Below are 20,561 nucleotides of genomic sequence, written 5' to 3' on the forward strand. Positions count from 1 at the left end.
TGGCGGGCGGCGGCCCGCCGGGTGAGGGGTCGCACCGCGTTTGGGGTTACGGGGTCAGGCGTTCCCCGCCGCGCACCCCCTCATCCGACCTCGCTCCGCGAGGCCACCTTCTCCCGCAAGGGGAGAAGGAAATCAGACCGCCACCACGTCCTTGGACTGCTCGGCCTCGTCCTTGGCCTTGCGGCGCTCGATCAGCCACACGCACCAGATCGAGATCTCGTAGAGCAGGCACATCGGGATCGCCAGGGTCATCTGGCTGATCGGGTCGGGCGGGGTCAGGATGGCGGCGGCGATGAACACCCCGACGATGGCGTAGCGGCGACCGTCGCGCAGCAGCTTGCTGGAAACGATGCCCGCCATGCCCAGCAGCGACACCACCACCGGCAGCTGGAAGCACAGGCCGAAGGCCAGCAGCAGGGTCGTCACCAGGGTCAGGTAGTCGCTGACCTTGGGCAGCAGCTGGATCGAGATGCCGGCGGTGCTGATCTGCTGGCTCAGCGAGAACCACAGCACAAACGGCAGCATGACGTAATAGACCAGGGCAGCGCCCAGGATGAACATCACCGGCGAGGCGATCAGGAACGGCAGGAAGGCGTGGCGCTCGTTCTTGTAGAGGCCTGGCGCGACGAAGCGGTACAGCTGCCAGGCCAGCACCGGGAAGGTCAGGACCACGGCCCCGAACCCGGCCAGCTTCAGCTTGGTGAAGAAGAACTCAAGGGCGGCGGTGTAGACCAGGCCCAGGACGTGGGTGTCGGTGGTCGGGATGTCCTTCAGGCCCAGCAGGGCCAGCAGCAGGTCGAACGGGCCGTGCTTGCCGCCCGAAGCGTGCTGAGCCGCCAGCAGCTTCTGGGCCACGGTGAACGGGTTGACCAGGAACAGGAAGATCTGGTCGGCGAAGGCGAAGCAGACGCCGAAGCCGACGAACAGGGCGACCACGCAGATGATCAGCCGCATGCGCAGCTCGATCAGGTGGTCCATCAGCGGGGCGCGCGAGGCTTCGATCTCGTCTTCCGGATCGTGTCCGATGGCGTTGGTCACGAGGCGATGTCCGAATTGGTCGAGGCTTTGGCGACGCGCTTGCGGGCCGGCTTGGTCGGGACCGACAGGTCGGTTTTGGAGGCCTTGGCCGCCTTCGGCTTGGAGACGATCTCGGCCGTCTTGGCGGCGGGGACGGCCTTGGGCTTGGCCGGGGCCTTGCGCTTGGGCTTGGAGACGATCTCGACGCTTGGCGCAGGGGCTTCCAGGGCGGCGGGCGGCTGGTAGGCCTCATGCGGCGAGACCTTGACCGCGCCGCTGTTGAGGCTGGCGTCGATGTCGGCGAACACCTGATCGACGTGGCTGGCGTCGCCGGCCTGGGCCGCGGCGTCGCGCATCGGAGCAGTGTACTGCCCTTCGCGCATGGCCTGGACCTCGCGACGCAGTTCGTCCAGCTCCGATTGGCGGGCCATCTCGTCGAAGCTGGCGCGGAATTCGTTGGCCATGCCGCGGATCTTGGCGACGAACTGACCGAGCTTGCGCAACAGGACGGGCAGGTCCTTGGGTCCCACCACGATCAGGGCGACCGCGGCGATGACCAGGAGTTCCGTTCCGCCGATATCAGGGAGCATGGACGCGCCTTAGAGCGTTTTCGAGCGACGTGGACACCGGTTCGCGTGAAGAAAACGCGACGAACACAAAATGTACGAGCAGGCCAAGCCGTGCTCGCAAAGTGAAACGACGGCCGCCCGCCCTCCCTTCGCGGAAGAGCGGCGCGGCGAATCCCCTACGACTTGCGCAGGTCTTCCTTCTCAGCCTCGGTGCGCGGCAGGGCGCCCGTCGACTTGTTGGCCGAGACCTCGTCGGACGGATCGTCCTTCAGCCCGTCCTTAAAGGCTTTGATGCCCTTGGCCGCATCACCCATGATGCCGGACAGCTTGCCGCGCCCGCCAAACAGCAGGGCGACGACCGCGATCACGATCACCCAGTGAATCCAGCTCATACCACCCATGACGACGATGCTCCTTGCGACAGCGGCCCATTAGCCCCTGCGGCGTGTCGTTACAATATCTCTGACAATATAGGCGGTCGCGAGGCGGGGGGCAAAGCGGCGCCGGACGATAAGCAGGCGCCTGCGACAATGTGTAAAGCCCCTATCGCCCTTCCAGGTCTCCCAGGAAATCCTGAGCGAATTCCGGCGCCTCGTCGCCGTCCTCCAGCGGGTCCTCGTCCTCGCCGGCCCGCAGGCCCATCGGATCGGGCACGGTGAAGCCCGGCGGCAGGTCCAGGGCCAGCAGGCCCGCGGCGCGCATCTCGGCGATTCCCGGCAGGTCGCCGAGAGTCGCCAGGCCGTAGTGCTCGAGGAAGGCGTCGGTGGTGCCGAAGGTCACCGGGCGGCCGGGCGTGCGGCGGCGGCCGCGCATCCTGACCAGCCCCAGCTCCAGCAGCACGTCCAGCGTGCCCCGGCTGGCCTGCACGCCGCGCACCGCCTCGATCTCGGCCCGGGTGACGGGCTGGTGGTAGGCGATGATCGCCAGGGTCTCCTGGGCGGCCTTGGACAGGCGGCGCGGCTCCTCGCGCTCCTCGGTCATCAGGAAGGCCAGGTCGGTCGCGGTCTGGAACCGCCAGCGGCCGGCCACCTGGGCCAGCTCGATGCCCTGGCCGGCGTAGCGCGCGTGCAGATCCGCCAACCCCGCGCCGACATCCGCCCCCTCGGGCAGGCGCTTGGCCAGGTCCTCGACGCTCAGCGGCTCGGCGGCGGCGAACAGCAGGGCCTCGATGCAGCGTTGGGTGAAGAGCGGATCGAGGGTCATGGGACGCGACACATCACAAACGGCGTCATCCCGGACAAGGCCCGAGGGGCCGCAGATCCGGGATCGCTGGAAGCGCCTGCGTTCACGCGTCGGTCCCGGATCTTCGCGCTACGCGCTCGTCCGGGATGACAACCCTCGTTTGACGCGGGCATCAAATGATCGGCTCCAGCGGCTCGGCCCGCGTGCGCAGGTAGATGTCCGAGAAATGCTCCATCTGCCGCGCCTCCAGGATCCCCTCCTTCACCAGCTCCAGGCTGGCCGACAGGGTCGAGGCCAGGTAGCTGGCCGGGCTGGGGCCGTCGGGGTCCTCTTCCCAGCGCTCGACCGGCGCGACGCCCGACAGGGTAGTCCAGTCCTTCATCTCCGGCAGCAGGTCGCGCAGGCGGTCGCGGGCGTCCTCCAGCGGATAGGCCTGGGGCGGGCGCGGGGCGTAGTGGCGGCCATGCTCGCGCTTGCGCTGGGTGATGTAGGCGGTCATCAGGGCGTAGAGGTCGCCCTCGAAGCGGGTCGACGAGACGATCTTCACCGCTTCCGGATCGCCGCGCATGAACACGTCGCGCTTGAGGATCGGGCGCTCCTTCAGGGCCTCGACGGCCTTGCGCATCACGTCCAGCTTGGCCAGGCGGAAAGCCAGCTGGGCGGCCATCTCCTCGGCCGGCGGCTCCTCCGCCTTGGGGCGCTCGGGCTTGGGCAGCAGCAGGCGCGACTTCAGATAGGCCAGCCAGGCGGCCATCACCAGATAGTCGGCGGCCAGCGAGAAGCGCACGCGGCGCGCCTGCTGCACGAAGGCCAGGTACTGCTCGGCCAGCCTGGTGATCGACAGCTGCAGCAGGTCGACCTTCTGGCTGCGCGCCAGGGCCAGCAGCACGTGCAGCGGGCCTTCGTAGCCGTCGATGTCGATGACCAGCGCCGCGCCGTCCTCGGCCGCCGCATGGGCGGCCTCGAAGTCGAGCGTGGGCTGGAAGCCCGTGCTCACGCAAAGCGTCCGTCGAAGGCCGCGTCGAAGCGGGCGCGGGCCTCGGCCACATCCAGCGGCTCGGGGACCTTCACAAGGCGCCCCATGACCGCCTGGACCCGGCGCCGGGCCTCGCGCGACAGCTTGCCGACGCCCGACATCACCGCCTTCATCTCGGCCATGTCGCCGTTGCAGTGCAGGACCACGTCGCAGCCGGCGGCCAGGCTGTCCTTGGCGCGCTGCCGGAAGTCGCCCGACAGCGCCTTCATCGACAGGTCGTCGCTCATCAGAAGGCCGTCGAAGCCGATGGACTCTCGAATGATCTTTTTGATCGCCTTCTTCGAGGTCGTCGCCGGACGGGACCGGTCGATGGCCGTGTAGACAACGTGGGCGGTCATCGCCATGGGCATGTCCGACAGCACCCGGAACGGGGCGAAGTCCCGGGCGTCCAGTTCGGCCAGCTTGGCCTTGACCACCGGCAGCTCCAGGTGGCTGTCGGCCATGGCGCGGCCGTGGCCGGGGATGTGCTTGATGATCGGCAGGACGCCGCCGGCCAGCAGGCCCTCGGCCGCCGCCCGGCCCAGGGTCGCCACCTGCTGCGGGGTGTCGCCATAGGCCCGGTCGCCGATGATCTCGTGGCCTTGCGGATCCGGCACGTCCAGCACCGGCACGCAGTCGACATTGACGCCCAGGTCGAGCAGGTCGTGGGCGATCAGGCGAGCGCCCAGGCGGGTGATCTCGCGGGCGACCAGCGGGTCGTTGGCGACCAGTTCGCCATAGGCGCGGCCGGGCGGATACCTTTTCCAGTGCGGGGCGCCCAGGCGGGCGACGCGGCCGCCCTCCTGGTCGATCAAGATCGGGGCGTCGGCACGCCCCACCGTCGCGCGCAACGCCGCCGTCAGGGCCCGGACCTGGTTCGGGTCGGCGATGTTGCGCTTGAACAGGATGAAGCCCCACGGCTTCACGTCCCGGAAGAACGCGGCCTCCTCCGCCGTCAGAGTGGTCCCGGCGCAGCCGAGGATGGCGGCGGAAATGCTGGCCATGCGCCCTCTTCCCCTACTTCACGAAGCAGGACTTGCCGGCGGCGCTCAGCGCGTCGCAGAAGGCCTTGGCCTCGGCGCGGCTGGCGAAGCCGGTCACGGCCGTGCGGTAGAGGGTCGTGCCGTTCTTGTCGATCGCCTCGACCCGCTTGCCCTTGCCCGCGGCCATGCCCGGCGCGATGCGGGCGGCGTCGGACCAGGCCTTGTCGGCCAGGGCGGTCGAGGACAGGGCGCCGATCTGCACGCTGGCCGGGCCGCCGGCGGAAGCGGTCGCGGCCGGCGCGGCGGCGGGCTTGGTCGCGACCGGCTTGGGCGCGGCCGGGGTCGCGGCGCGGGGCGAGACGGCGGCGGTGGCCAGGCCTTCGATGCTGGGCGCGGGCTTGATGGCGGCCTGGGCCGCAGGCTTGGCGGTCGGCGCGGCCGAAACCGGCGCGCTGGGACCGGTCGGCGCCGGCTTGGCCGGCTGCAGGGTGGCGGTCTGGACCGGGGCGGTCGGCGGCGGCGCGGCCGGCCGGGCCAGCGGCTCTTCCGGCTTGGCGGCGAAGGTCGGCGAGGCCTCGGGGGTCTCGCTCTTGTAGATCTGCAGGCCCGAGGCCGGATCGGCCGGCTGGGCGGCGTCGGCCGGCGGCGCGGCCTTCATCTGGGCGACCGGCTCGCCAACGGTGCGCGGCGGCTCGTTGGGGCCGCGCACGCCGCCGCGATAGATCAGCAGCACGGCGACCACCAGGGTGGCCAGGACCACCGCGCTGAGGATCAGGGTCATGGGCAGGGGCCGCGAGCCGCGAACAGGTTGACGCGCGTCGAATGAAAGCGGCGCATCGGTGGGCGGCGTATAGGCGCCGCGGTGGGGATCGGACATTCGCGTCGAGGCTCCAGACTTCATGCGCGCGGGATCGCTCACAGCGAATCGGACGCGCGCCGACATAGTTTATCGGAGCCCGGGCCTGCCCAGAACCGCTCGTGAACGTCGCCGTTCCGCTTTCGCGCGCTAGTTCCAGACGTCCAGCTGAAACAGCTTGCGATGTTCCTCGATGGCGAACCGGTCGGTCATGCCCGCGATGTAGTCGCACACGACGCGGGCGCGGCCGGCCTCGTCGCGATTCTGCGACCGGGCGAACCATTCCGACGGCAGGACGTCGGGCTCGGCCAAGAAGAGGTTGAACATCTCGGCGAGAATGCGGCGCGCCTGGCTTCGCGTGCGGTTGACGCGCCAGTGGCGGTACATCCGGGCGTGCAGGAACTGGCGCAGCCGGGCCAGGTCCTCGGCCATGTCCGGCGAGAAGGCGACCAGGGCGTGATCCAGGGCGCGGACGTCCTGGGCCGACTGCACGCCGGTGGCGGCCGCCCGTTGCAGGGTCTCGCCCATGACGTCGTCGACCATCGCGCCGATCATCCGCCGCACCGCTTCCAGCCGGGTCAGGCGCGGGTCCAGGTCCGGGCGCTCGCTACGCACGGCGGCCAGGATCGGGCCGATCAGCGGCACGTCCATCAGCTCATCCAGGGTGAACAGCCCCGCCTCGACCCCGTCGTCGATGTCGTGGTTGTTGTAGGCGATGTCGTCGGCCAGGGCCGCGACCTGGGCCTCGGCCGAAGCCCAGGTGTTCAGGCCCAGCTTGTATTCGCTGTCGTACTTGGAGATCGCCTTCCACGACGGTTTGCCCAGCTTCTCAGTCACCGGGCCGTTGTGCTTGATGATCCCCTCCAGGGTCTCCCAGGTCAGGTTCAGGCCGTTGAAGTCCGGATAGCGCCGCTCCAGCTCGGTGACGACGCGGAAGGTCTGGACATTGTGGTCGAAGCCGCCATACGCCTTCATGCACGACTGCAGCTCGTCCTCGCCGGCGTGACCGAACGGCGGGTGGCCGATGTCGTGGCCGAGGGCGATGGTCTCGGCCAGGTCGCTATCCAGCCCCAACGCGGTCGCCAGCGAGCGCGCCACTTGCGCCACTTCCAGCGAATGGGTCAGGCGGGTGCGGAAGTTGTCGCCCTCGTGGGCGACGAACACCTGGGTCTTTTCCTTCAGGCGGCGGAAGGCCGAGGTGTGGATGATGCGGTCGCGGTCGCGGGCGAAGGGGGTGCGCGTACGGCTCTCCTCTTCCTTGAAACGACGCCCCAGGGACCGGGCCGGATCCTCGGCGTAGGGGGCGCGCTGGACGTAGAAGGGAGACGACGACATGGAAGGCCTTTGCTGATCGCCCCTTTCCCTGAGGCGCGCAGGCCCTCATATAGGCGAAGTATGGATTTTCCACAGCCATGACCGACACCGCCGTAACGCTTTCTCCGAACGCCGCCCGCCGGCTCCACACGATCTCGGAGGCCGAGGGCCATCCGGTGATGCTGCGCGTCGCCGTCGACGGCGGCGGCTGCTCGGGCTTCCAGTACCGGTTCGACCTAGTCGACAGCGCGCAGCCCGACGACCTGAAGGTGGAACGCGACGGGGCCGCGGCCCTGGTCGACGTGATCTCCCTGGCCCTGCTGAAGGGTTCGGAGATCGACTTCGTCGACGAACTGGCCGGCGCCGAGTTCCGGGTGCGCAACCCCAACGCCAAGTCCAGCTGCGGCTGCGGCGTCAGCTTCTCGATCTAGGCGCCCGACCTCACCAAATCCAAAGCCGCGACTTGAGCGCGCCGCCCATGGGCCCTAGCCTCCCGCCGCCGACTGGAGCCCTCGATGCGCATCGCCACCTGGAACGTCAATTCCGTCAACGCCCGCCTGGATCGAGTCCTGGAGTGGTTCGAATCGGCCGCGCCCGACGTGGCCGTGCTGCAGGAGATCAAGTGCCTGGACGAGAAGTTCCCGACCGAGGCCTTCGAGCGCCTGGGCTACAACGTCGCCGTCCACGGCCAGAAGACCTACAACGGCGTGGCCATGCTCTCCAAGCACCCGCTGGAGGACGTGCGCAAGGGCCTGCCCGTCCTGCATGACGGCGAGGTCGACGAGCAGTCGCGCTACATCGAGGCGGTGATCGGCGCGCCGACGCCGTTCCGGATGGTCGGCATCTACCTGCCCAACGGCAATCCGATCGGCACCGAGAAGTTCGCCTACAAGCTGGCCTGGATGAAGCGCCTGCACGCCCATGCCCAGGGCCTGCTGGCCCTGGAGGAGCCGCTGGTCATCGCCGGCGACTACAACGTCATCCCCGAGGCGCAGGACGTGGCCAATCCCGAGGCCTGGCTGGGCGACGCCCTGTTCCAGCCCGAGAGCCGCGGCGCGTTCCGGGCCCTGAAGAACCTGGGGTTCACCGACGCCTACATGCAGGTCGACGGCGCGCCGGGCGGCTACACCTTCTGGGACTACCAGGCCGGCGCCTGGCCGCGGAACCTGGGCATCCGCATCGACCACCTGCTGCTGTCGCCCCAGGCGGCCGACCGGCTGGCCGGGGTGACGATCCACCGCGACGAACGCGACAAGGAAAAGCCCTCGGACCATGTGCCGGTGGTGGCCGAGCTCAACCTCTAAACCCCGTCTGTTCGAAATCAGGGACTCCCGCTAGCCTGATCCCTATGAGCGAACTTTGGCGTCTCTTGCTGCTCGTGACCTTGTCGGCCTCCGCGGTGACCTTCGTGGGCAGCGCCGCCATCTGGTTCATGGACGAGGAGCGCCGGATCCGCCGCGCCCTGCGCCACGTGCTCAAGGGCGCGCCGGAGACCGTGATCGTCGCCAAGGGGCGCGGCCGGGGCGCGGGCTTCAACTTCACCACCAACCAGGCCGCCGTGGCCTGGGACAGCGGCGCCTGGTGCCTGATCTACCGCATCGACGAGCTGATGGGCGCCGAGTTGTCGGTCGACGGCCAGGTGATCGGCCGGGTGTTCCGCGGCGAACAGCGCCGGGCCATCGACCAGATCGTCCAGCAGGCCGCCCAGGTGACCCTGAAGCTGATCTTCGACGATCCACGCCATCCCGATTTCGAGTTGGATGTCTGGCTGGAGGGCGACCAGCAGCGCCGCGAGAGCCGCTCGCCCGCCGACGCCATCCAGGAGGCCAACCGCTGGCTGCTGCGCGCCGACGCCATCGTCCGCCGCCCGCTGGCCCCTAAGGCCAGGCCCGCGCCGCCGCCCTCCCCCTCGGCCGAGCCGGCCATCCAGACGCGCCCGCCCGTCGCCGAGCCCGAGGTCGCCCGGGCGCCGAAGCCCTACACGCCCGCCCTGGAGACGGTCAGCGCCGCGCCGCAGGCCCGCCCGGCCGCCACCGCCCCGCTGTTCGACGAGATCGACACCACCGCCGATCCGCTGGACGCGCCTTGGGAGGCGGACGACGACCTCGACGACGATCCGCCGTCGATTCCCGAAAAACCCTACAAGCCGGTCTCCAAGGCGGCCCGCCCGCCCAAGGACGACCAGGACGAGCTGCCTTTCGACCTGGACGACTGATCGCGTTTGACTCCCCGCGCGTTTGACGGCCCAAATGCCTTGTCGGCTTGCCTGGCAAGCCTTGCGGAGTCCCCGATCGATGCGCCTGGTTCTCGCCGCCGCCCTCGCCGTCTGCTGCTCCGCGCCGGCCCTGGCCGCGCCCCGGCCGCTGGCCCTGACGCCCGCCGACACCGATCGCGACGGCGTGGTCAGCCCCCAAGAGGCCGCCGCCTGGCTGGACCGCGATCGCGGCGTGATCGTCCCGGTCCGACTGAGCGCCTCGGCCCGCGCCGCGGCGGCGGTGGAGCGGCGGCGCACGATGTTCGACCAGGGCCTGCTGCGCCCCAACGACTTCCGCGCCCCCGCGCCGGAGGATCGCCCGCCGGAAGACCTGTTCTACAAGGACTTCAAGAAGATCAAGAAGTAGGGCCCAAGGAAAAAGGGCCGGACAATCCGCCCGGCCCTCTCCTCGATCCCTGAGCCTCGCCGTCAGATGTCGGCGTACACGTGGGTCTCTTTCGCCGCGCCCGGATGGGTGGTCGCGCCGAGATAGGCCGGGCCCACCAGCTGGGCGAACTTCCAGATCGCGCCGCTGTTGTAGTCGTGGCCGCGCGGCTTCCAGGCGGCCTTGCGGCGCGCCAGTTCGTCGGCCTCGACCTCCAGGTCGATCGTGCCCTTGGTGGCGTCGATGCTGATGATGTCGCCGTCCTGGACCAGGGCGATCGGGCCGCCCACGGCGGCTTCCGGTCCCACGTGGCCAATGCACAGGCCGCGCGTGGCGCCCGAGAAGCGGCCGTCGGTGATCAGGGCGATGTTCTCCACGCCCTGGCCATAGATGGCGGCGGTGGTCGACAGCATCTCCCGCATGCCCGGCCCGCCCTTGGGGCCTTCATAGCGGATGACCAGGACGTCGCCTTCCTTGTAGTCGCGGTTCGACACGGCCTCGAAGCAGGCGGCCTCGCCGTCGAACACCCGAGCCGGGCCGCGGTGCACCTGGTGCTTGAGGCCAGCCACCTTGACGATGCCGCCCTCGGGGGCCAGCGAGCCCCACAGGCCCACCACGCCGCCGGTCGGCGACAGCGGGTTGGAGACCGGGCGGATCACGTCCTGGTCGTCGCGCCAGACCACGTCGGCCAGGTTTTCGGCCAGGGTCTTGCCGGTGACGGTCATGACATCCCCGTGCAGCAGGCCGGCGTCCAGCAGGGTGCGCAGCAGCATCGGCACGCCGCCAGCCTCGCCCATGTCCTTGGCCACGTAGCGGCCGCCGGGCTTCAGGTCGGCGATGTAGGGCGTGCGGGCGGCGATCTCGGCCACGTCCTTCAGGGTGAACTCGATGCCGCACTCGTGGGCCATGGCCGGCAGGTGCAGGGCGCCATTGGTCGAGCCCCCGGTGGCCGCCACGACCACCGCGGCGTTCTCGAACGCCTTGCGGGTGCAGATGTCGCGCGGACGGATGTTCTGCTCGATCAGCCGCATCACCGCCTCGCCCGAGGCGACGGCGTACTGGTCGCGGTCCAGGTACGGGGCCGGCAGAGCCGACGACAGCGGCAGGGCCAGGCCGATGGCTTCGGACACGCAGGCCATGGTGTTGGCCGTGAACTGGCCGCCGCAGGCGCCGTCCGACGGACAGGCGTGCTGCTCCAGCTCGCACAAGGTCTTGGCGTCCATGGTCCCGGCCGCATGGGCGCCGACGCCCTCGAACACATCCATGACGGTGATGTCGCGACCATGGAAACGGCCCGGCAAGATCGAGCCGCCGTACAGGAACACCGACGGCACGTTCAGGCGCAGCATGGCCATCATCATGCCCGGTAGGCTCTTGTCGCAGCCGGCGATGCCGACCAGGGCGTCATAGCCGTGGCCGCGCATGGTCAGCTCGACGGAATCGGCGATCACGTCGCGGCTGACCAGCGAGCTGCGCATGCCCTCGTGGCCCATGGCGATGCCGTCGGTGACGGTGATGGTGCAGAACTCGCGCGGCGTGCCGCCGGCCGCCTTGACCCCCTGCGAGGCGGCATGGGCCTGGCGCATCAGGGCGGTGTTGCATGGCGCCGCCTCGTTCCAGCACGAGGCCACGCCCACGAACGGCTGGGCGATCTCGCGGGTGCCAAGGCCCATGGCGTAGTAATACGAGCGGTGCGGCGCGCGGGCCGGCCCTTCGGTTACATGCCGGCTCGGGAGCTGCGACTTGTCCCAGGTGCCGTCGGGTTTCTTGGTCATGAGAGTACGCCTTCCAAATCGTGCGCCGTGGTTAGCTCAGCTGACGGCGCGACGGAAGGGTTGGACGCCGAGTTTTTGCCGGCTACAGGGCGCTCGGCGCGCGTTTCATTGCGAACGGTTCGCGAAAGCGCGGCCGCCGCGCACGATCGCACCCTTCCCCTCCGATCCCCGGACGGGCTGTACGATGGCGCACAAATGATGGTACCGGTCCCAGAAGCACCGCTCCAGTCACGAGAGCGGATCGTTGCAGGAAGGGACCCGTCGCCATGATCACCAAATCCACCAGGACCTTGCTCCAAAGCGCGCTCCTGGCCTCGGCCGTGGCGGGACTTCTGGCGGGATCCGCCTTCGCTCAGGCCAAGCCGGCCGTCCGCCATATCGCCATCGACGCCAAGGCCCCGACGACGCCGCGCGACCGCTTCTACGACCTGTCGGTGGGGTCGGACTATCCGGGCACCCTGCTGCGCGACGACAGCCTGGCCCAGATGAAGACCGCCCGCGACGAGCTTGGGTTCCGCTATGTCCGCTTCCACGCCATCTTCCATGACGTGCTGGGGACCTATCGCGTCGTCGACGGCAAGCCGGTCTACGACTGGACCAAGATCGACGAACTCTACGACCGCCTGCTGAAGATGGGCGTCAAGCCGTTCGTCGAACTGGGCTTCACGCCGGACGCGATGAAGACCTCCAACCAGACGATCTTCTACTGGAAAGGCAACACCTCGCATCCTGACCCCAAGCAGTGGGCGGCCCTGGTCGATGCTTTCGTGCGACACTGCCAGCAGCGCTACGGCGAGGCCGAGGTGCGGTCCTGGTACTTCGAGGTCTGGAACGAGCCGAACCTGGACGGCTTCTGGGAAAAGGCCGATCAGAAGGCCTATTTCGAGCTCTATGACAACACCGCCCGGACCATCAAGGCCATCGACCCGGCGCTGAAGGTCGGCGGCCCCGCGACGGCCGGCGCAGCCTGGACACCCGAGTTCATCAAGCACGCCGAGAGCTCCGGCGCGGCGATCGATTTCATCGCCACTCACACCTACGGCGTCGACGGCGGGTTCCTGGACGAGAAAGGTCAGCAGGACACCAAGCTGTCGCCCTCGCCGGACGCGATCGTCGGCGACGTCCGCCGGGTGCGCCAGGAGATCGAGGCCTCGTCCAAGCCGGGTCTGCCGCTTTATTTCACCGAATGGAGCACCAGCTACACGCCGCGCGACCTGGTGCACGACTCCTATGTCAGCGCGCCCTACATCCTGTCCAAGCTGAAGGCCACCGAGGGCCTGGCGCAAGGCATGAGCTACTGGACCTTCAGCGATCTGTTCGAGGAGCCCGGCCCGCCCACCAAGCCGTTCGAGGGCGGCTTTGGCCTGATGAACCCACAAGGGATCCGCAAGCCGGCCTGGTTCGCCTACAAGTACCTGAACCAGCTGGGCGACAAGGCGGTGAAGGTCGCCGACGCGGAAAGCTGGGTCACCGCCGACAAGGGGGGCGTCCAAGCCTTGGTCTGGGCCTTCCGGCAACCCGTGCAGCCCGTCAGCAACCGACCCTATTACGGCAAGGTCCAGCCCACCCACGACGTCGAACCCGTCAGCTTGGACCTGAAGGGCCTCAAGCCCGGCCGCTACAACGTCCAGATCTTCCGCACCGGCTTCAAGGCCAACGACGCCTACACCGCCTATCTGGAGCTCGGCGCGCCCAAGACCCTGACCGACCAGCAGGTGCGTGACCTGAACGCCCTGACGACGGACAAGCCCGAGACGCGGGCCCTGACCGTCGGCAAGACCGGCGCGACCAGCGTGGCGGTGACCATGCGGGCCAACGACGTGGTGCTGGTCAAGGTGGCGCCGCGCTAGAGGCCCAGCAGGCGGTTGCGTTGCTGGTGGATCACGGTCGCCAGGTGGTCCCCGACCACCCGCACCGCCGCCAGCCGGCGCAGATCCTCGTGCATGGCCAGCCACAAGCCGCGACGGGGCGGCGCGGCGCTTGACCAGCGTCGCAGCCCCGGGTCGGCGTCGGCCATGAAGCAAGGCAGCAGCGCCACGCCCAGACCGGCTCGCGCCGCCGGCTGCAGGATGGCCATGTCGTTGCTGCGGAAGCTGACCGGCCGTCCGGCCGCGAAGGCTCGCAGCCATTCCTGCTGCGGCAGGCGGTCCATCTCGGCGTCGTAGCTGACCAGGGACCAATCGCCATCGGGCCCATGCGGGTAGTCGGGGGCGGCGTAGAGTCCGTAGGCCATCTCACCCACCTTGCGCGCCACGCTGGTTGGCTCCTCCGGAGCCTGCAGGCGCAGGGTCAGGTCAGCCTCGCGCCGGGTCAGCGACACCAGGGACGCCTCGCCGCGCAGGGTGACGGTGATCGACGGCTGCTCCCGGCGCAGGACGATCAAGCTGCTGGCCAGCACGAACATCGCCAGGGACGGCGGAGCGCTGACCACCACCTCGACCGTCGGCGGCTGGCGCTCGGCCTGGACCAGGCGCTCGACGGCCAGGACCCGATCCTCCATGTCGAAGGCCAGGGCCGCGACCCGTTCACCGGCCTGGGTCAGGGCCGTGCCGCGGCCGCGGCGTTCCAGCAGGCGCAAGCCGGTGCGCGCTTCCAGGGCGGCGACCCGCCGGCCAACCGTGGCGTGGTCGACACCCAGGGCGCGAGCCGCGCCAGAGAGCGACCCCAGTCGGCCGACGGCGGCGAGATGGCGAAGATCTTCCCAATCCATCCGTGCATTTTTGCACATTAGGTTTGCGATCTCACGGAATTTTCGGAGCATCGCCTTCGTGTGCACATGGGGGCCGAAGGAGAGCCCCCATGATCCGCAGCATCGAACTTGTCGCTCCGGGCGGCGTCGACCAGCTTCAGTTGACCCGCCGCCCGCTCCCGCCCCCCGGCGACGGGGAATTGCGAGTTCGCCACCACGCGGCTGGCGTCAACTTCATCGACGTCTACTACCGCACCGGCCTCTACCCTCTCCCCCTGCCGGGCGTGCTGGGGGTCGAGGGCGCGGGCGTCGTGGAAGCGGTCGGCACCGGCGTCGAGGACGTCGCGGTCGGCGACCGCATCGCCTATGCCGGCGCGCCATTGGGCGGCTACGCCGAGGTCCGGAACTTGCCGGCCACGCGCGCCACCAAGCTGCCCGACGGCGTCGATACGCGCCTCGCGGCGGGCGCCATGCTGCGCGGGCTGACAGTTCAGATGCTGTTGCGCGGCCCGCGTCCGCCGGCGCCAGGTTCGACTCTCCTGGTGCACGCCGCCGCGGGAGGATTGGGCCAGTTGCTGACTCGTTGGGCCGCACGGCTGGATCTCACGGTCATCGGCACGGCGAGTTCCGAGGCCAAGGCCCGGGTGGCGCGCGAGGCGGGCGCCGCGCATGTCATCATCGGCCGCGACGCCGACTTCGTCGCCCAGACCCTGGACCTGACGGACGGCCGGGGCGTCGACGTCGCCTATGACGGCCTGGGCGGCGCGTACCTGCGCAAGACTTTCGACGCCGTCACGCCCTTCGGCATGGTGGTCAATGTCGGCCAGGCGGCCGGCGCCGCGCCGCCTGTCCTGGTCACGGATCTGAGCAAGCGCGCCCTGGCCCTCTGGCGCCCCAGCGTGATGGCCTATGTCGCGGACGTTCCCCGCTACCGGTCGGCGGCCGCCGACCTGCTGGGCGCGCTCGAGCGGGGGGATCTGACCGTCGAGATCGGCGGGTCCTATGCGCTGGAGGACGCCGGCAAGGCCCAGGCGGACCTGGAGGCGGGGCGCACGACCGGCAGCCTGCTGCTGATCCCCTAGCCGCCCGCCGCCTGCTCCACGGCCAGCCCCAGGTCCAGCGCCCGCGCCGCTTCCTCGCCGGTCACCACCGGTCGCGGGGCCTCGCCGCGCACGGCTTTCAGGAAGCCGGCGACGCTCTGGCCCAGGGGGTCCTTGCCGGCCGGGGTCTCGGTGAAGTCCTCGATCAACGGAAACGGGGTGGTGTTGCGGAAGGTGCGGGCCAGGAAGTCGATCTCGACCTCGCCCGACGGATAGACCACCCTCATGGTCCGCTCGCGGGCCTCGGCCACGCGCGAGCTGTCGAACACGGCCGTGAAGCCGTTGTCGAAGGTGGCTTCGGCCTTCACCCAGTCCAGGGACGTCGAGCGGGTGATCGCCCCTTCGCCTTCCACCGCCACCGGCTCGCCGTCGCATAAGGCCAGGGCCAGGTCGATGTCGTGGATCATCAGGTCCAGCACCACCGAGACGTCGAGATTGCGGTCCGACGGCGTGCCGCGGCGAACGGCTTCCAGGCGCAACGGCTGCTCGGGAATGTCCAGCAGGCCCATGGCCTGGAACACCACGCGCTCCTGATGACCGCAAGCCAGCGGCGCGCCGGCCTTGGCGGCGGCCACGACCAGGGCGTCGGCGTCGTCCGGCGTCACCGCCAGGGGCTTTTCCGAATAGACCGGCTTGCCGGCCTTCAGCGCCGCCAGGCCGGCCTTGGCGTGATGCACGGCGGGCGTGGCGACGGTGACCACGTCGACGGCGTCCAGGAAGGCGGCCATGTCGTCGAAGGCCTGCGCGCCCAGGGATTCGGCCAGGGCCTGGGCCCGCGCAAGGTCGATGTCGAACACCGCCGTCAGCACAACGCCGTCCAGCTCGGCGTACTTCTTGGCGTGGTAGCCGCCGAACACGCCGGCGCCGACGACGCCGGCCCTGAGAACATCTTGGGTCATGCCGCTGTCTATCGTGTTCGCTTTCGCGCGGGAAGGTACTGGAGGCGCGGCCAAGACGGGGTTAAACGTTCGTTTGAACAACAGGCCTCGATTACGAGGTTCGGGAGAAATGGCCATGGTCACATCGCGCGAAATCCGTCTGAAGAGCCGCCCGGTAGGCGTTCCCGTACACGACAACTTCGAACTGGCCAGCGTCGAGGTCGGCGCGCCCGGCGACGGCGAGATCCAGGTCCGGAACCTGTGGATGTCGGTCGACCCCTACATGCGCGGCCGGATGACCGACCGGAAGAGCTATGTCCCGCCGTTCGAGCTGGGCAAGGCGCTGCAGGGCGGGGCGATCGGCGAGGTGACGGAGTCGAACGATCCGGACTTCAAGCCGGGCGATATCGTCTCGACCATGTTCGGCTGGCGCGAGGTCTTCAACGTCTCGCCCAAGGCGCTGGCCGCCGGCGGGATGGGGGCGGTGACCCGGATCGACACCCACGGCCTGCCGCCCCAGACCTTCTTGGGCGTGGCCGGCATGCCGGGCCTGACCGCCTATGTCGGCCTGTTGCGGATCGCCGCGCTCAAGGACGGCGACGTGGTCTTCGTCTCGGCCGCGGCCGGCGCGGTGGGCCAGGTGGTCTGCCAGATCGCCAAGCTGAAGGGCCACACGGTGATCGGCTCGGCCGGCGGACCCGAGAAGGTCGCCTTCCTCAAGAGCATCGGCGTCGACCACGTCATCGACTACAAGGCCACGCCCGACGTGGTCGCCGAACTGGAGAAAGTCGCGCCCAAGGGCATCGACGTCTATTTCGAGAACGTCGGCGGCGTGCACCTGGAGGCCGCCCTGAACTCGGCCCGCCCGTTCGCCCGCTTCGCCCTGTGCGGCATGATCTCGCAATACAACGAGACCGGAAAGCTGACCGGTCCGGCCAACATCATCCAGGCGGTGGGCAAGAGCCTGCGGCTGGAGGGCTTCATCGTCTCCAACCACTACGATCTGGCGCCGCAATTCCTCAAGGACATGGCCGGCTGGATCGGCGCCGGCCAGATCAAGTGGAACGAGACGATCGAGGACGGCGTCGAACGGGCGCCGGACGCGTTCATCAAACTGTTCAAGGGCGAGAACCTTGGGAAGATGCTGGTGAAGCTGGGGTGAGATCACACCCACTTGCCCCCACCTGACCGCTTCGCGGTCTGTCCGCCCCCATTGGGGGCGGAGCCGAAAGCACGAGGCTCTTCCCCCAATGGGGGAGGAGCGCCGTAGGCGCGGAGGGGCAAGCGCTCACCGCCCCAAGCTCCACTGAGTCGCCCTCCTCCCCCCTTGCGCACCGCCAAAACCACCCCCATCTCCCCGCCTCACCCCAGGCAACCAACCTGTCCCCATCGCCGCTATCCCAGGCGGTAAGCCACTTTGCGCGGCGCCCCTGTGTTAAAGCGGCGCAGCGGCGCGGCAGCCTCTTCCAATGCTGTCGCGTTTCCATATCTAATCCATGTAAGGCGGGTGGTTCGGCCCGCCGGGAGAGAGCGGTCAATGGCCGAGCGAAAGCAAGGCGGACAAAACAACGGCGCAGGCTCTTCGGTCATCACGGAAGTGAAGCCGAAGACACAAAAGCCTTCGCTGTATCGCGTACTGATCTTGAATGACGACTACACCCCTATGGAGTTCGTCGTTTACGTACTTGAACGTTTCTTCAACAAGTCGCGCGAAGATGCGACCCGGATCATGTTGCACGTTCATCAACATGGCGTCGGCGTTTGCGGCGTTTTCACCTACGAAGTTGCCGAGACCAAGGTCGCGCAAGTGATCGACTCGGCGCGCAGGCATCAGCACCCACTGCAGTGCACCATGGAAAAGGATTGAGGAGCCTCCCCTTGCCCTCTTTTTCGCGTCCTCTTGAAGAATCCCTGCATCGCGCCGTCGCTTACGCCAATCAGCGCAAGCACGAATACGCCACGCTCGAACACCTGCTGCTGTCGCTCACCGACGACGACGACGCGGCCGGCGTCATGCGGGCCTGCGATGTCGACCTCAACGCTCTGAAGAAGAGCCTCGTGAACTATCTCGACGTCGAACTGGCCTCGCTGGTCGTCGATGACGAGGACGACGCCAAGCCCACGGCGGGCTTCCAGCGCGTGATCCAGCGCGCGGTCATCCACGTGCAGTCCTCGGGTCGCGAAGAAGTGACCGGCGCCAACGTGCTGGTGGCCATCTTCTCCGAACGCGAGAGCCACGCCGCCTACTTCCTGCAAGAGCAGGACATGACCCGCTACGACGCGGTGAACTTCATCGCCCACGGCATCGCCAAGAAGGCCGGCGCGTCCGAGCCCAAGGCGGCCAAGGGCGCGGCGGTCGAGGAAGACGTCGAAAAGCCCAACGCCAAGACCGGCGGCGAGGCCCTCGAAGCCTACTGCGTCGACCTCAACGAAAAGGCCCGCCAGGGCAAGGTCGACCCGCTGATCGGCCGCGCCAACGAAGTCGAACGCGCGATCCAGATCCTGTGCCGGCGGACCAAGAACAACCCGCTGCTGGTGGGCGAGCCCGGCGTCGGCAAAACCGCCATCGCCGAGGGCCTGGCCCGCAAGATCATCACCCACCAGGTCCCCGAAGTCCTGGCGGAAGCCACCATCTACTCGCTCGACATGGGCGCGCTGCTGGCTGGCACCCGCTATCGCGGCGACTTCGAGGAACGCGTCAAGCAGGTGGTCAAGGAGCTGGAGAACCACCCCAACGCGGTGCTGTTCATCGACGAGATCCATACGGTGATCGGCGCGGGCGCCACCTCGGGCGGGGCGATGGACGCCTCCAACCTGCTGAAGCCGGCCCTGGCCTCGGGCACCCTGCGGTGCATGGGCTCGACCACCTACAAGGAGTTCCGTCAGCACTTCGAGAAGGATCGGGCCCTGGTCCGCCGCTTCCAGAAGATCGACGTCAACGAGCCGACGGTGGAAGACACCATCAAGATCCTCAAGGGGCTGAAGAGCTACTACGAGGACTTCCACAAGCTGAAGTACACCAACGACGCCCTCAAGGTGGCGGTGGAGCTGTCGGCCAAGTACATCACCGACCGCAAGCTGCCCGACAAGGCGATCGACGTGATCGACGAGGCGGGCGCGGGCCAGATGCTGCTGCCGGAAGGCCGCCGCAAGAAGGTCCTGGGCGTCAAGGAGATCGAGGCGGTCGTGGCCAAGATCGCCCGCATCCCGCCCAAGTCGGTTTCGAAGTCCGACACCGAGTCCCTGCGCGAGCTGGAAGCGGACCTGAAGCGCGCCGTGTTCGGCCAGGACGAGGCGCTGCTGCAGCTGTCCTCGGCCATGAAGCTGGCCCGGGCCGGCCTGCGCGACCCGGACAAGCCGATCGGCAGCTACCTGTTCAGCGGCCCTACCGGCGTCGGCAAGACCGAAGCCGCCAAGCAGCTGGCCTCGACGCTGGGGATCGAGATGATCCGCTTCGACATGTCGGAGTACATGGAGCGCCACACCGTCAGCCGCCTGATCGGGGCGCCTCCCGGCTATGTCGGCTACGACCAGGGCGGCCAGCTGACCGACGCCGTCGACCAGCACCCGCACGCCGTGGTGCTGCTGGACGAGATCGAAAAGGCCCACTCGGACGTCTACAACATCCTGCTCCAGGTCATGGACCACGGGGTGCTGACCGACAGCAACGGCAAGAAGGTCGACTTCAGGAACGTGATCCTGATCATGACCACCAACGCCGGGGCTTCGGACGCCCAGCGCCAGGCGATCGGCTTCGGCCGCGACAAGGTGCAGGGCGAGGAAGAGGCCGCGCTCAAGCGCCTGTTCACGCCGGAGTTCCGCAACCGCCTCGACGCGGTGGTGGCCTTCAAGCCGCTGACCCCGGAGATCATCCGCCAGGTCGTGCAGAAGTTCGTCCTGCAGATGGAAGTCCAGCTGGCCGACCGGAACGTGACGATCTCGCTGAGCGACGACGCGGCCGACTGGCTGGCCAAGAACGGCTTCGACGAGCTCTACGGCGCCCGCCCCCTGGCGCGGGTCATCCAGGAGCACATCAAGAAGCCGCTGGCCGACGACATCCTGTTCGGACGCCTAGTCCGCGGCGGCCATGTCCGGGTGGTGCTGGAGAACGGCAAGATCGCCTTCGAGATCGAGCCCAATCCGGAAAAGCCCGGCAAGGCGGCCAAGGAAGACGAAGCCGAACCGGCGCTGACCGAGTAGGACGAAACAGCGAAGGGCCCGGAGCGATCCGGGCCTTTTTGCTTTTTAAGCTCGCGGACAACGGCTGGACAAAACAGGAACACGCGACTGGGTTGATCACATGAATGTCGCTTTCGATACCCTCAACGCCTCCAGACGCCTCCGCGACGCGGGGCTGGAAGAGCGCGCGGCGGAGGCGATCGTGGAACTGGTGCAGTCCGCGGCCCACTTCCCGGACATCAGTGGCCTGGCGACGAAAACCGATATCGCCGACACGGTGAAGAAGGCCGACATCGCCGACATGGCGACGAAGACTGACATCATCGACATGGTGAAGAAGGCCGACATCATCGACATGGCGACGA

The 20,561-nt window shown here is 68.6% G+C and carries 20 protein-coding genes and 1 pseudogene; 10 read left to right on the top strand and 11 right to left on the bottom strand.

The window, feature by feature from the left end:
- Positions 1-132 precede the first annotated feature (132 nt).
- The 8 genes from tatC to BM066_RS13180 all read right to left on the bottom strand — a co-directional run bounded on the left by tatC (position 133) and on the right by BM066_RS13180 (position 6,957).
- Positions 133-1,038, bottom strand: coding sequence for a twin-arginine translocase subunit TatC (gene tatC, locus BM066_RS13145; RefSeq protein ID WP_089928623.1), 906 nt, complete (start codon positions 1,036-1,038; stop codon positions 133-135).
- Positions 1,035-1,607 carry a Sec-independent protein translocase protein TatB gene (gene tatB / locus BM066_RS13150; RefSeq protein ID WP_018113412.1) on the bottom strand — a complete coding sequence of 191 codons (573 nt, stop codon included), beginning with the start codon at positions 1,605-1,607 and terminating at the stop codon, positions 1,035-1,037. Before tatB ends, tatC begins: the two co-directional genes overlap by 4 nt.
- Positions 1,608-1,762: 155 nt before the next feature.
- A complete protein-coding gene (locus tag BM066_RS13155) occupies positions 1,763-1,987 on the bottom strand; it encodes a twin-arginine translocase TatA/TatE family subunit (protein ID WP_029589497.1) in 225 nt (74 codons plus the stop codon).
- A gap of 142 nt (positions 1,988-2,129) precedes the next feature.
- Positions 2,130-2,789, bottom strand: coding sequence for an SMC-Scp complex subunit ScpB (gene scpB / locus BM066_RS13160; protein WP_089928625.1), 660 nt, complete (start codon positions 2,787-2,789; stop codon positions 2,130-2,132).
- A gap of 151 nt (positions 2,790-2,940) precedes the next feature.
- Positions 2,941-3,765, bottom strand: coding sequence for a segregation and condensation protein A (locus BM066_RS13165; RefSeq protein ID WP_018113410.1), 825 nt, complete (start codon positions 3,763-3,765; stop codon positions 2,941-2,943).
- The gene (gene nagZ, locus BM066_RS13170) at positions 3,762-4,787 is read right to left on the bottom strand and encodes a beta-N-acetylhexosaminidase (protein ID WP_018113409.1); all 1,026 of its coding nucleotides are present in this window, start codon (positions 4,785-4,787) and stop codon (positions 3,762-3,764) included. Before nagZ ends, BM066_RS13165 begins: the two co-directional genes overlap by 4 nt.
- Positions 4,788-4,800: 13 nt before the next feature.
- The gene (locus BM066_RS13175) at positions 4,801-5,643 is read right to left on the bottom strand and encodes a cell division protein FtsN (RefSeq protein WP_029589495.1); all 843 of its coding nucleotides are present in this window, start codon (positions 5,641-5,643) and stop codon (positions 4,801-4,803) included.
- A 129-nt stretch (positions 5,644-5,772) separates the two neighbouring features.
- Positions 5,773-6,957: a deoxyguanosinetriphosphate triphosphohydrolase gene (locus tag BM066_RS13180; RefSeq protein ID WP_018113407.1), complete on the bottom strand. Its 1,185-nt coding sequence runs from the start codon at positions 6,955-6,957 to the stop codon at positions 5,773-5,775.
- 77 nt (positions 6,958-7,034) lie between these two features.
- Here BM066_RS13180 and erpA point away from each other — a divergent pair, with 77 nt between their 5' ends.
- From erpA to BM066_RS13200, 4 genes are all read left to right on the top strand, one after another.
- Positions 7,035-7,367: an iron-sulfur cluster insertion protein ErpA gene (erpA, locus tag BM066_RS13185; protein ID WP_018113406.1), complete on the top strand. Its 333-nt coding sequence runs from the start codon at positions 7,035-7,037 to the stop codon at positions 7,365-7,367.
- Positions 7,368-7,451: 84 nt separating this feature from the next.
- Positions 7,452-8,240 carry an exodeoxyribonuclease III gene (gene xth / locus BM066_RS13190; protein WP_018113405.1) on the top strand — a complete coding sequence of 263 codons (789 nt, stop codon included), beginning with the start codon at positions 7,452-7,454 and terminating at the stop codon, positions 8,238-8,240.
- A gap of 44 nt (positions 8,241-8,284) precedes the next feature.
- Complete coding sequence (locus BM066_RS13195; RefSeq protein ID WP_018113404.1) at positions 8,285-9,151, top strand: SRPBCC family protein; 867 nt, start codon at positions 8,285-8,287, stop codon at positions 9,149-9,151.
- 79 nt (positions 9,152-9,230) lie between these two features.
- A complete protein-coding gene (locus BM066_RS13200; protein ID WP_018113403.1) occupies positions 9,231-9,557 on the top strand; it encodes a hypothetical protein in 327 nt (108 codons plus the stop codon).
- Positions 9,558-9,619: 62 nt separating this feature from the next.
- Here the strand turns inward: BM066_RS13200 and ilvD are convergent, their stop codons facing one another.
- On the bottom strand, positions 9,620-11,350 hold the full coding sequence (gene ilvD, locus BM066_RS13205; RefSeq protein WP_018113402.1) for a dihydroxy-acid dehydratase: 1,731 nt from the start codon (positions 11,348-11,350) through the stop codon (positions 9,620-9,622).
- 266 nt (positions 11,351-11,616) lie between these two features.
- Between ilvD and BM066_RS13210 the strand changes: the two genes are divergently transcribed.
- Positions 11,617-13,200: a GH39 family glycosyl hydrolase gene (locus BM066_RS13210; protein WP_018113401.1), complete on the top strand. Its 1,584-nt coding sequence runs from the start codon at positions 11,617-11,619 to the stop codon at positions 13,198-13,200.
- On the opposite strand, the gene BM066_RS13215 is transcribed toward BM066_RS13210, so the two are convergent.
- Positions 13,197-14,060, bottom strand: coding sequence for a LysR family transcriptional regulator (locus BM066_RS13215; protein ID WP_018113400.1), 864 nt, complete (start codon positions 14,058-14,060; stop codon positions 13,197-13,199). The two genes, BM066_RS13210 and BM066_RS13215, sit on opposite strands and share 4 nt — an antisense overlap.
- 89 nt (positions 14,061-14,149) lie before the next feature.
- Between BM066_RS13215 and BM066_RS13220 the strand changes: the two genes are divergently transcribed.
- Positions 14,150-15,121, top strand: a complete 972-nt coding sequence (locus tag BM066_RS13220; protein ID WP_018113399.1) for a quinone oxidoreductase family protein — start codon at positions 14,150-14,152, stop codon at positions 15,119-15,121.
- On the opposite strand, the gene BM066_RS13225 is transcribed toward BM066_RS13220, so the two are convergent.
- Positions 15,118-16,038, bottom strand: coding sequence for a Gfo/Idh/MocA family protein (locus BM066_RS13225; RefSeq protein WP_018113398.1), 921 nt, complete (start codon positions 16,036-16,038; stop codon positions 15,118-15,120). The genes BM066_RS13220 and BM066_RS13225 overlap by 4 nt on opposite strands.
- Positions 16,039-16,153: 115 nt before the next feature.
- Between BM066_RS13225 and BM066_RS13230 the strand changes: the two genes are divergently transcribed.
- The 4 genes and pseudogenes from BM066_RS13230 to BM066_RS13245 form a co-directional block, all read left to right on the top strand.
- Entirely contained in the window at positions 16,154-17,179 is a 1,026-nt protein-coding gene (locus tag BM066_RS13230; protein WP_029589494.1) for an NADP-dependent oxidoreductase, read from the top strand.
- Between the two features lie 375 nt (positions 17,180-17,554).
- Positions 17,555-17,884, top strand: a complete 330-nt coding sequence (gene clpS, locus BM066_RS13235) for an ATP-dependent Clp protease adapter ClpS (RefSeq protein WP_007672483.1) — start codon at positions 17,555-17,557, stop codon at positions 17,882-17,884.
- An 11-nt stretch (positions 17,885-17,895) separates the two neighbouring features.
- On the top strand, positions 17,896-20,217 hold the full coding sequence (gene clpA / locus BM066_RS13240) for an ATP-dependent Clp protease ATP-binding subunit ClpA (protein WP_018113395.1): 2,322 nt from the start codon (positions 17,896-17,898) through the stop codon (positions 20,215-20,217).
- A 100-nt stretch (positions 20,218-20,317) separates the two neighbouring features.
- Positions 20,318-20,561: pseudogene (locus tag BM066_RS13245) on the top strand (hypothetical protein); the annotation flags it as partial.

Source organism: Caulobacter sp. UNC279MFTsu5.1, assembly GCF_900114015.1.
Taxonomy (GTDB): domain Bacteria; phylum Pseudomonadota; class Alphaproteobacteria; order Caulobacterales; family Caulobacteraceae; genus Caulobacter.

Coding starts and splice junctions, on each gene's coding strand:
- tatB (WP_018113412.1), bottom strand. CDS start 1,607: ATGCTCCCTGATATCGGCGGAACGGAACTCCTGGTCATCGCCGCGGTC.
- BM066_RS13155 (WP_029589497.1), bottom strand. CDS start 1,987: ATGGGTGGTATGAGCTGGATTCACTGGGTGATCGTGATCGCGGTCGTC.
- scpB (WP_089928625.1), bottom strand. CDS start 2,789: ATGACCCTCGATCCGCTCTTCACCCAACGCTGCATCGAGGCCCTGCTG.
- nagZ (WP_018113409.1), bottom strand. CDS start 4,787: ATGGCCAGCATTTCCGCCGCCATCCTCGGCTGCGCCGGGACCACTCTG.
- BM066_RS13175 (WP_029589495.1), bottom strand. CDS start 5,643: ATGTCCGATCCCCACCGCGGCGCCTATACGCCGCCCACCGATGCGCCG.
- BM066_RS13180 (WP_018113407.1), bottom strand. CDS start 6,957: ATGTCGTCGTCTCCCTTCTACGTCCAGCGCGCCCCCTACGCCGAGGAT.
- erpA (WP_018113406.1), top strand. CDS start 7,035: ATGACCGACACCGCCGTAACGCTTTCTCCGAACGCCGCCCGCCGGCTC.
- xth (WP_018113405.1), top strand. CDS start 7,452: ATGCGCATCGCCACCTGGAACGTCAATTCCGTCAACGCCCGCCTGGAT.
- BM066_RS13195 (WP_018113404.1), top strand. CDS start 8,285: ATGAGCGAACTTTGGCGTCTCTTGCTGCTCGTGACCTTGTCGGCCTCC.
- BM066_RS13200 (WP_018113403.1), top strand. CDS start 9,231: ATGCGCCTGGTTCTCGCCGCCGCCCTCGCCGTCTGCTGCTCCGCGCCG.
- ilvD (WP_018113402.1), bottom strand. CDS start 11,350: ATGACCAAGAAACCCGACGGCACCTGGGACAAGTCGCAGCTCCCGAGC.
- BM066_RS13210 (WP_018113401.1), top strand. CDS start 11,617: ATGATCACCAAATCCACCAGGACCTTGCTCCAAAGCGCGCTCCTGGCC.
- BM066_RS13215 (WP_018113400.1), bottom strand. CDS start 14,060: ATGGATTGGGAAGATCTTCGCCATCTCGCCGCCGTCGGCCGACTGGGG.
- BM066_RS13220 (WP_018113399.1), top strand. CDS start 14,150: ATGATCCGCAGCATCGAACTTGTCGCTCCGGGCGGCGTCGACCAGCTT.
- BM066_RS13225 (WP_018113398.1), bottom strand. CDS start 16,038: ATGACCCAAGATGTTCTCAGGGCCGGCGTCGTCGGCGCCGGCGTGTTC.
- BM066_RS13230 (WP_029589494.1), top strand. CDS start 16,154: ATGGTCACATCGCGCGAAATCCGTCTGAAGAGCCGCCCGGTAGGCGTT.
- clpS (WP_007672483.1), top strand. CDS start 17,555: ATGGCCGAGCGAAAGCAAGGCGGACAAAACAACGGCGCAGGCTCTTCG.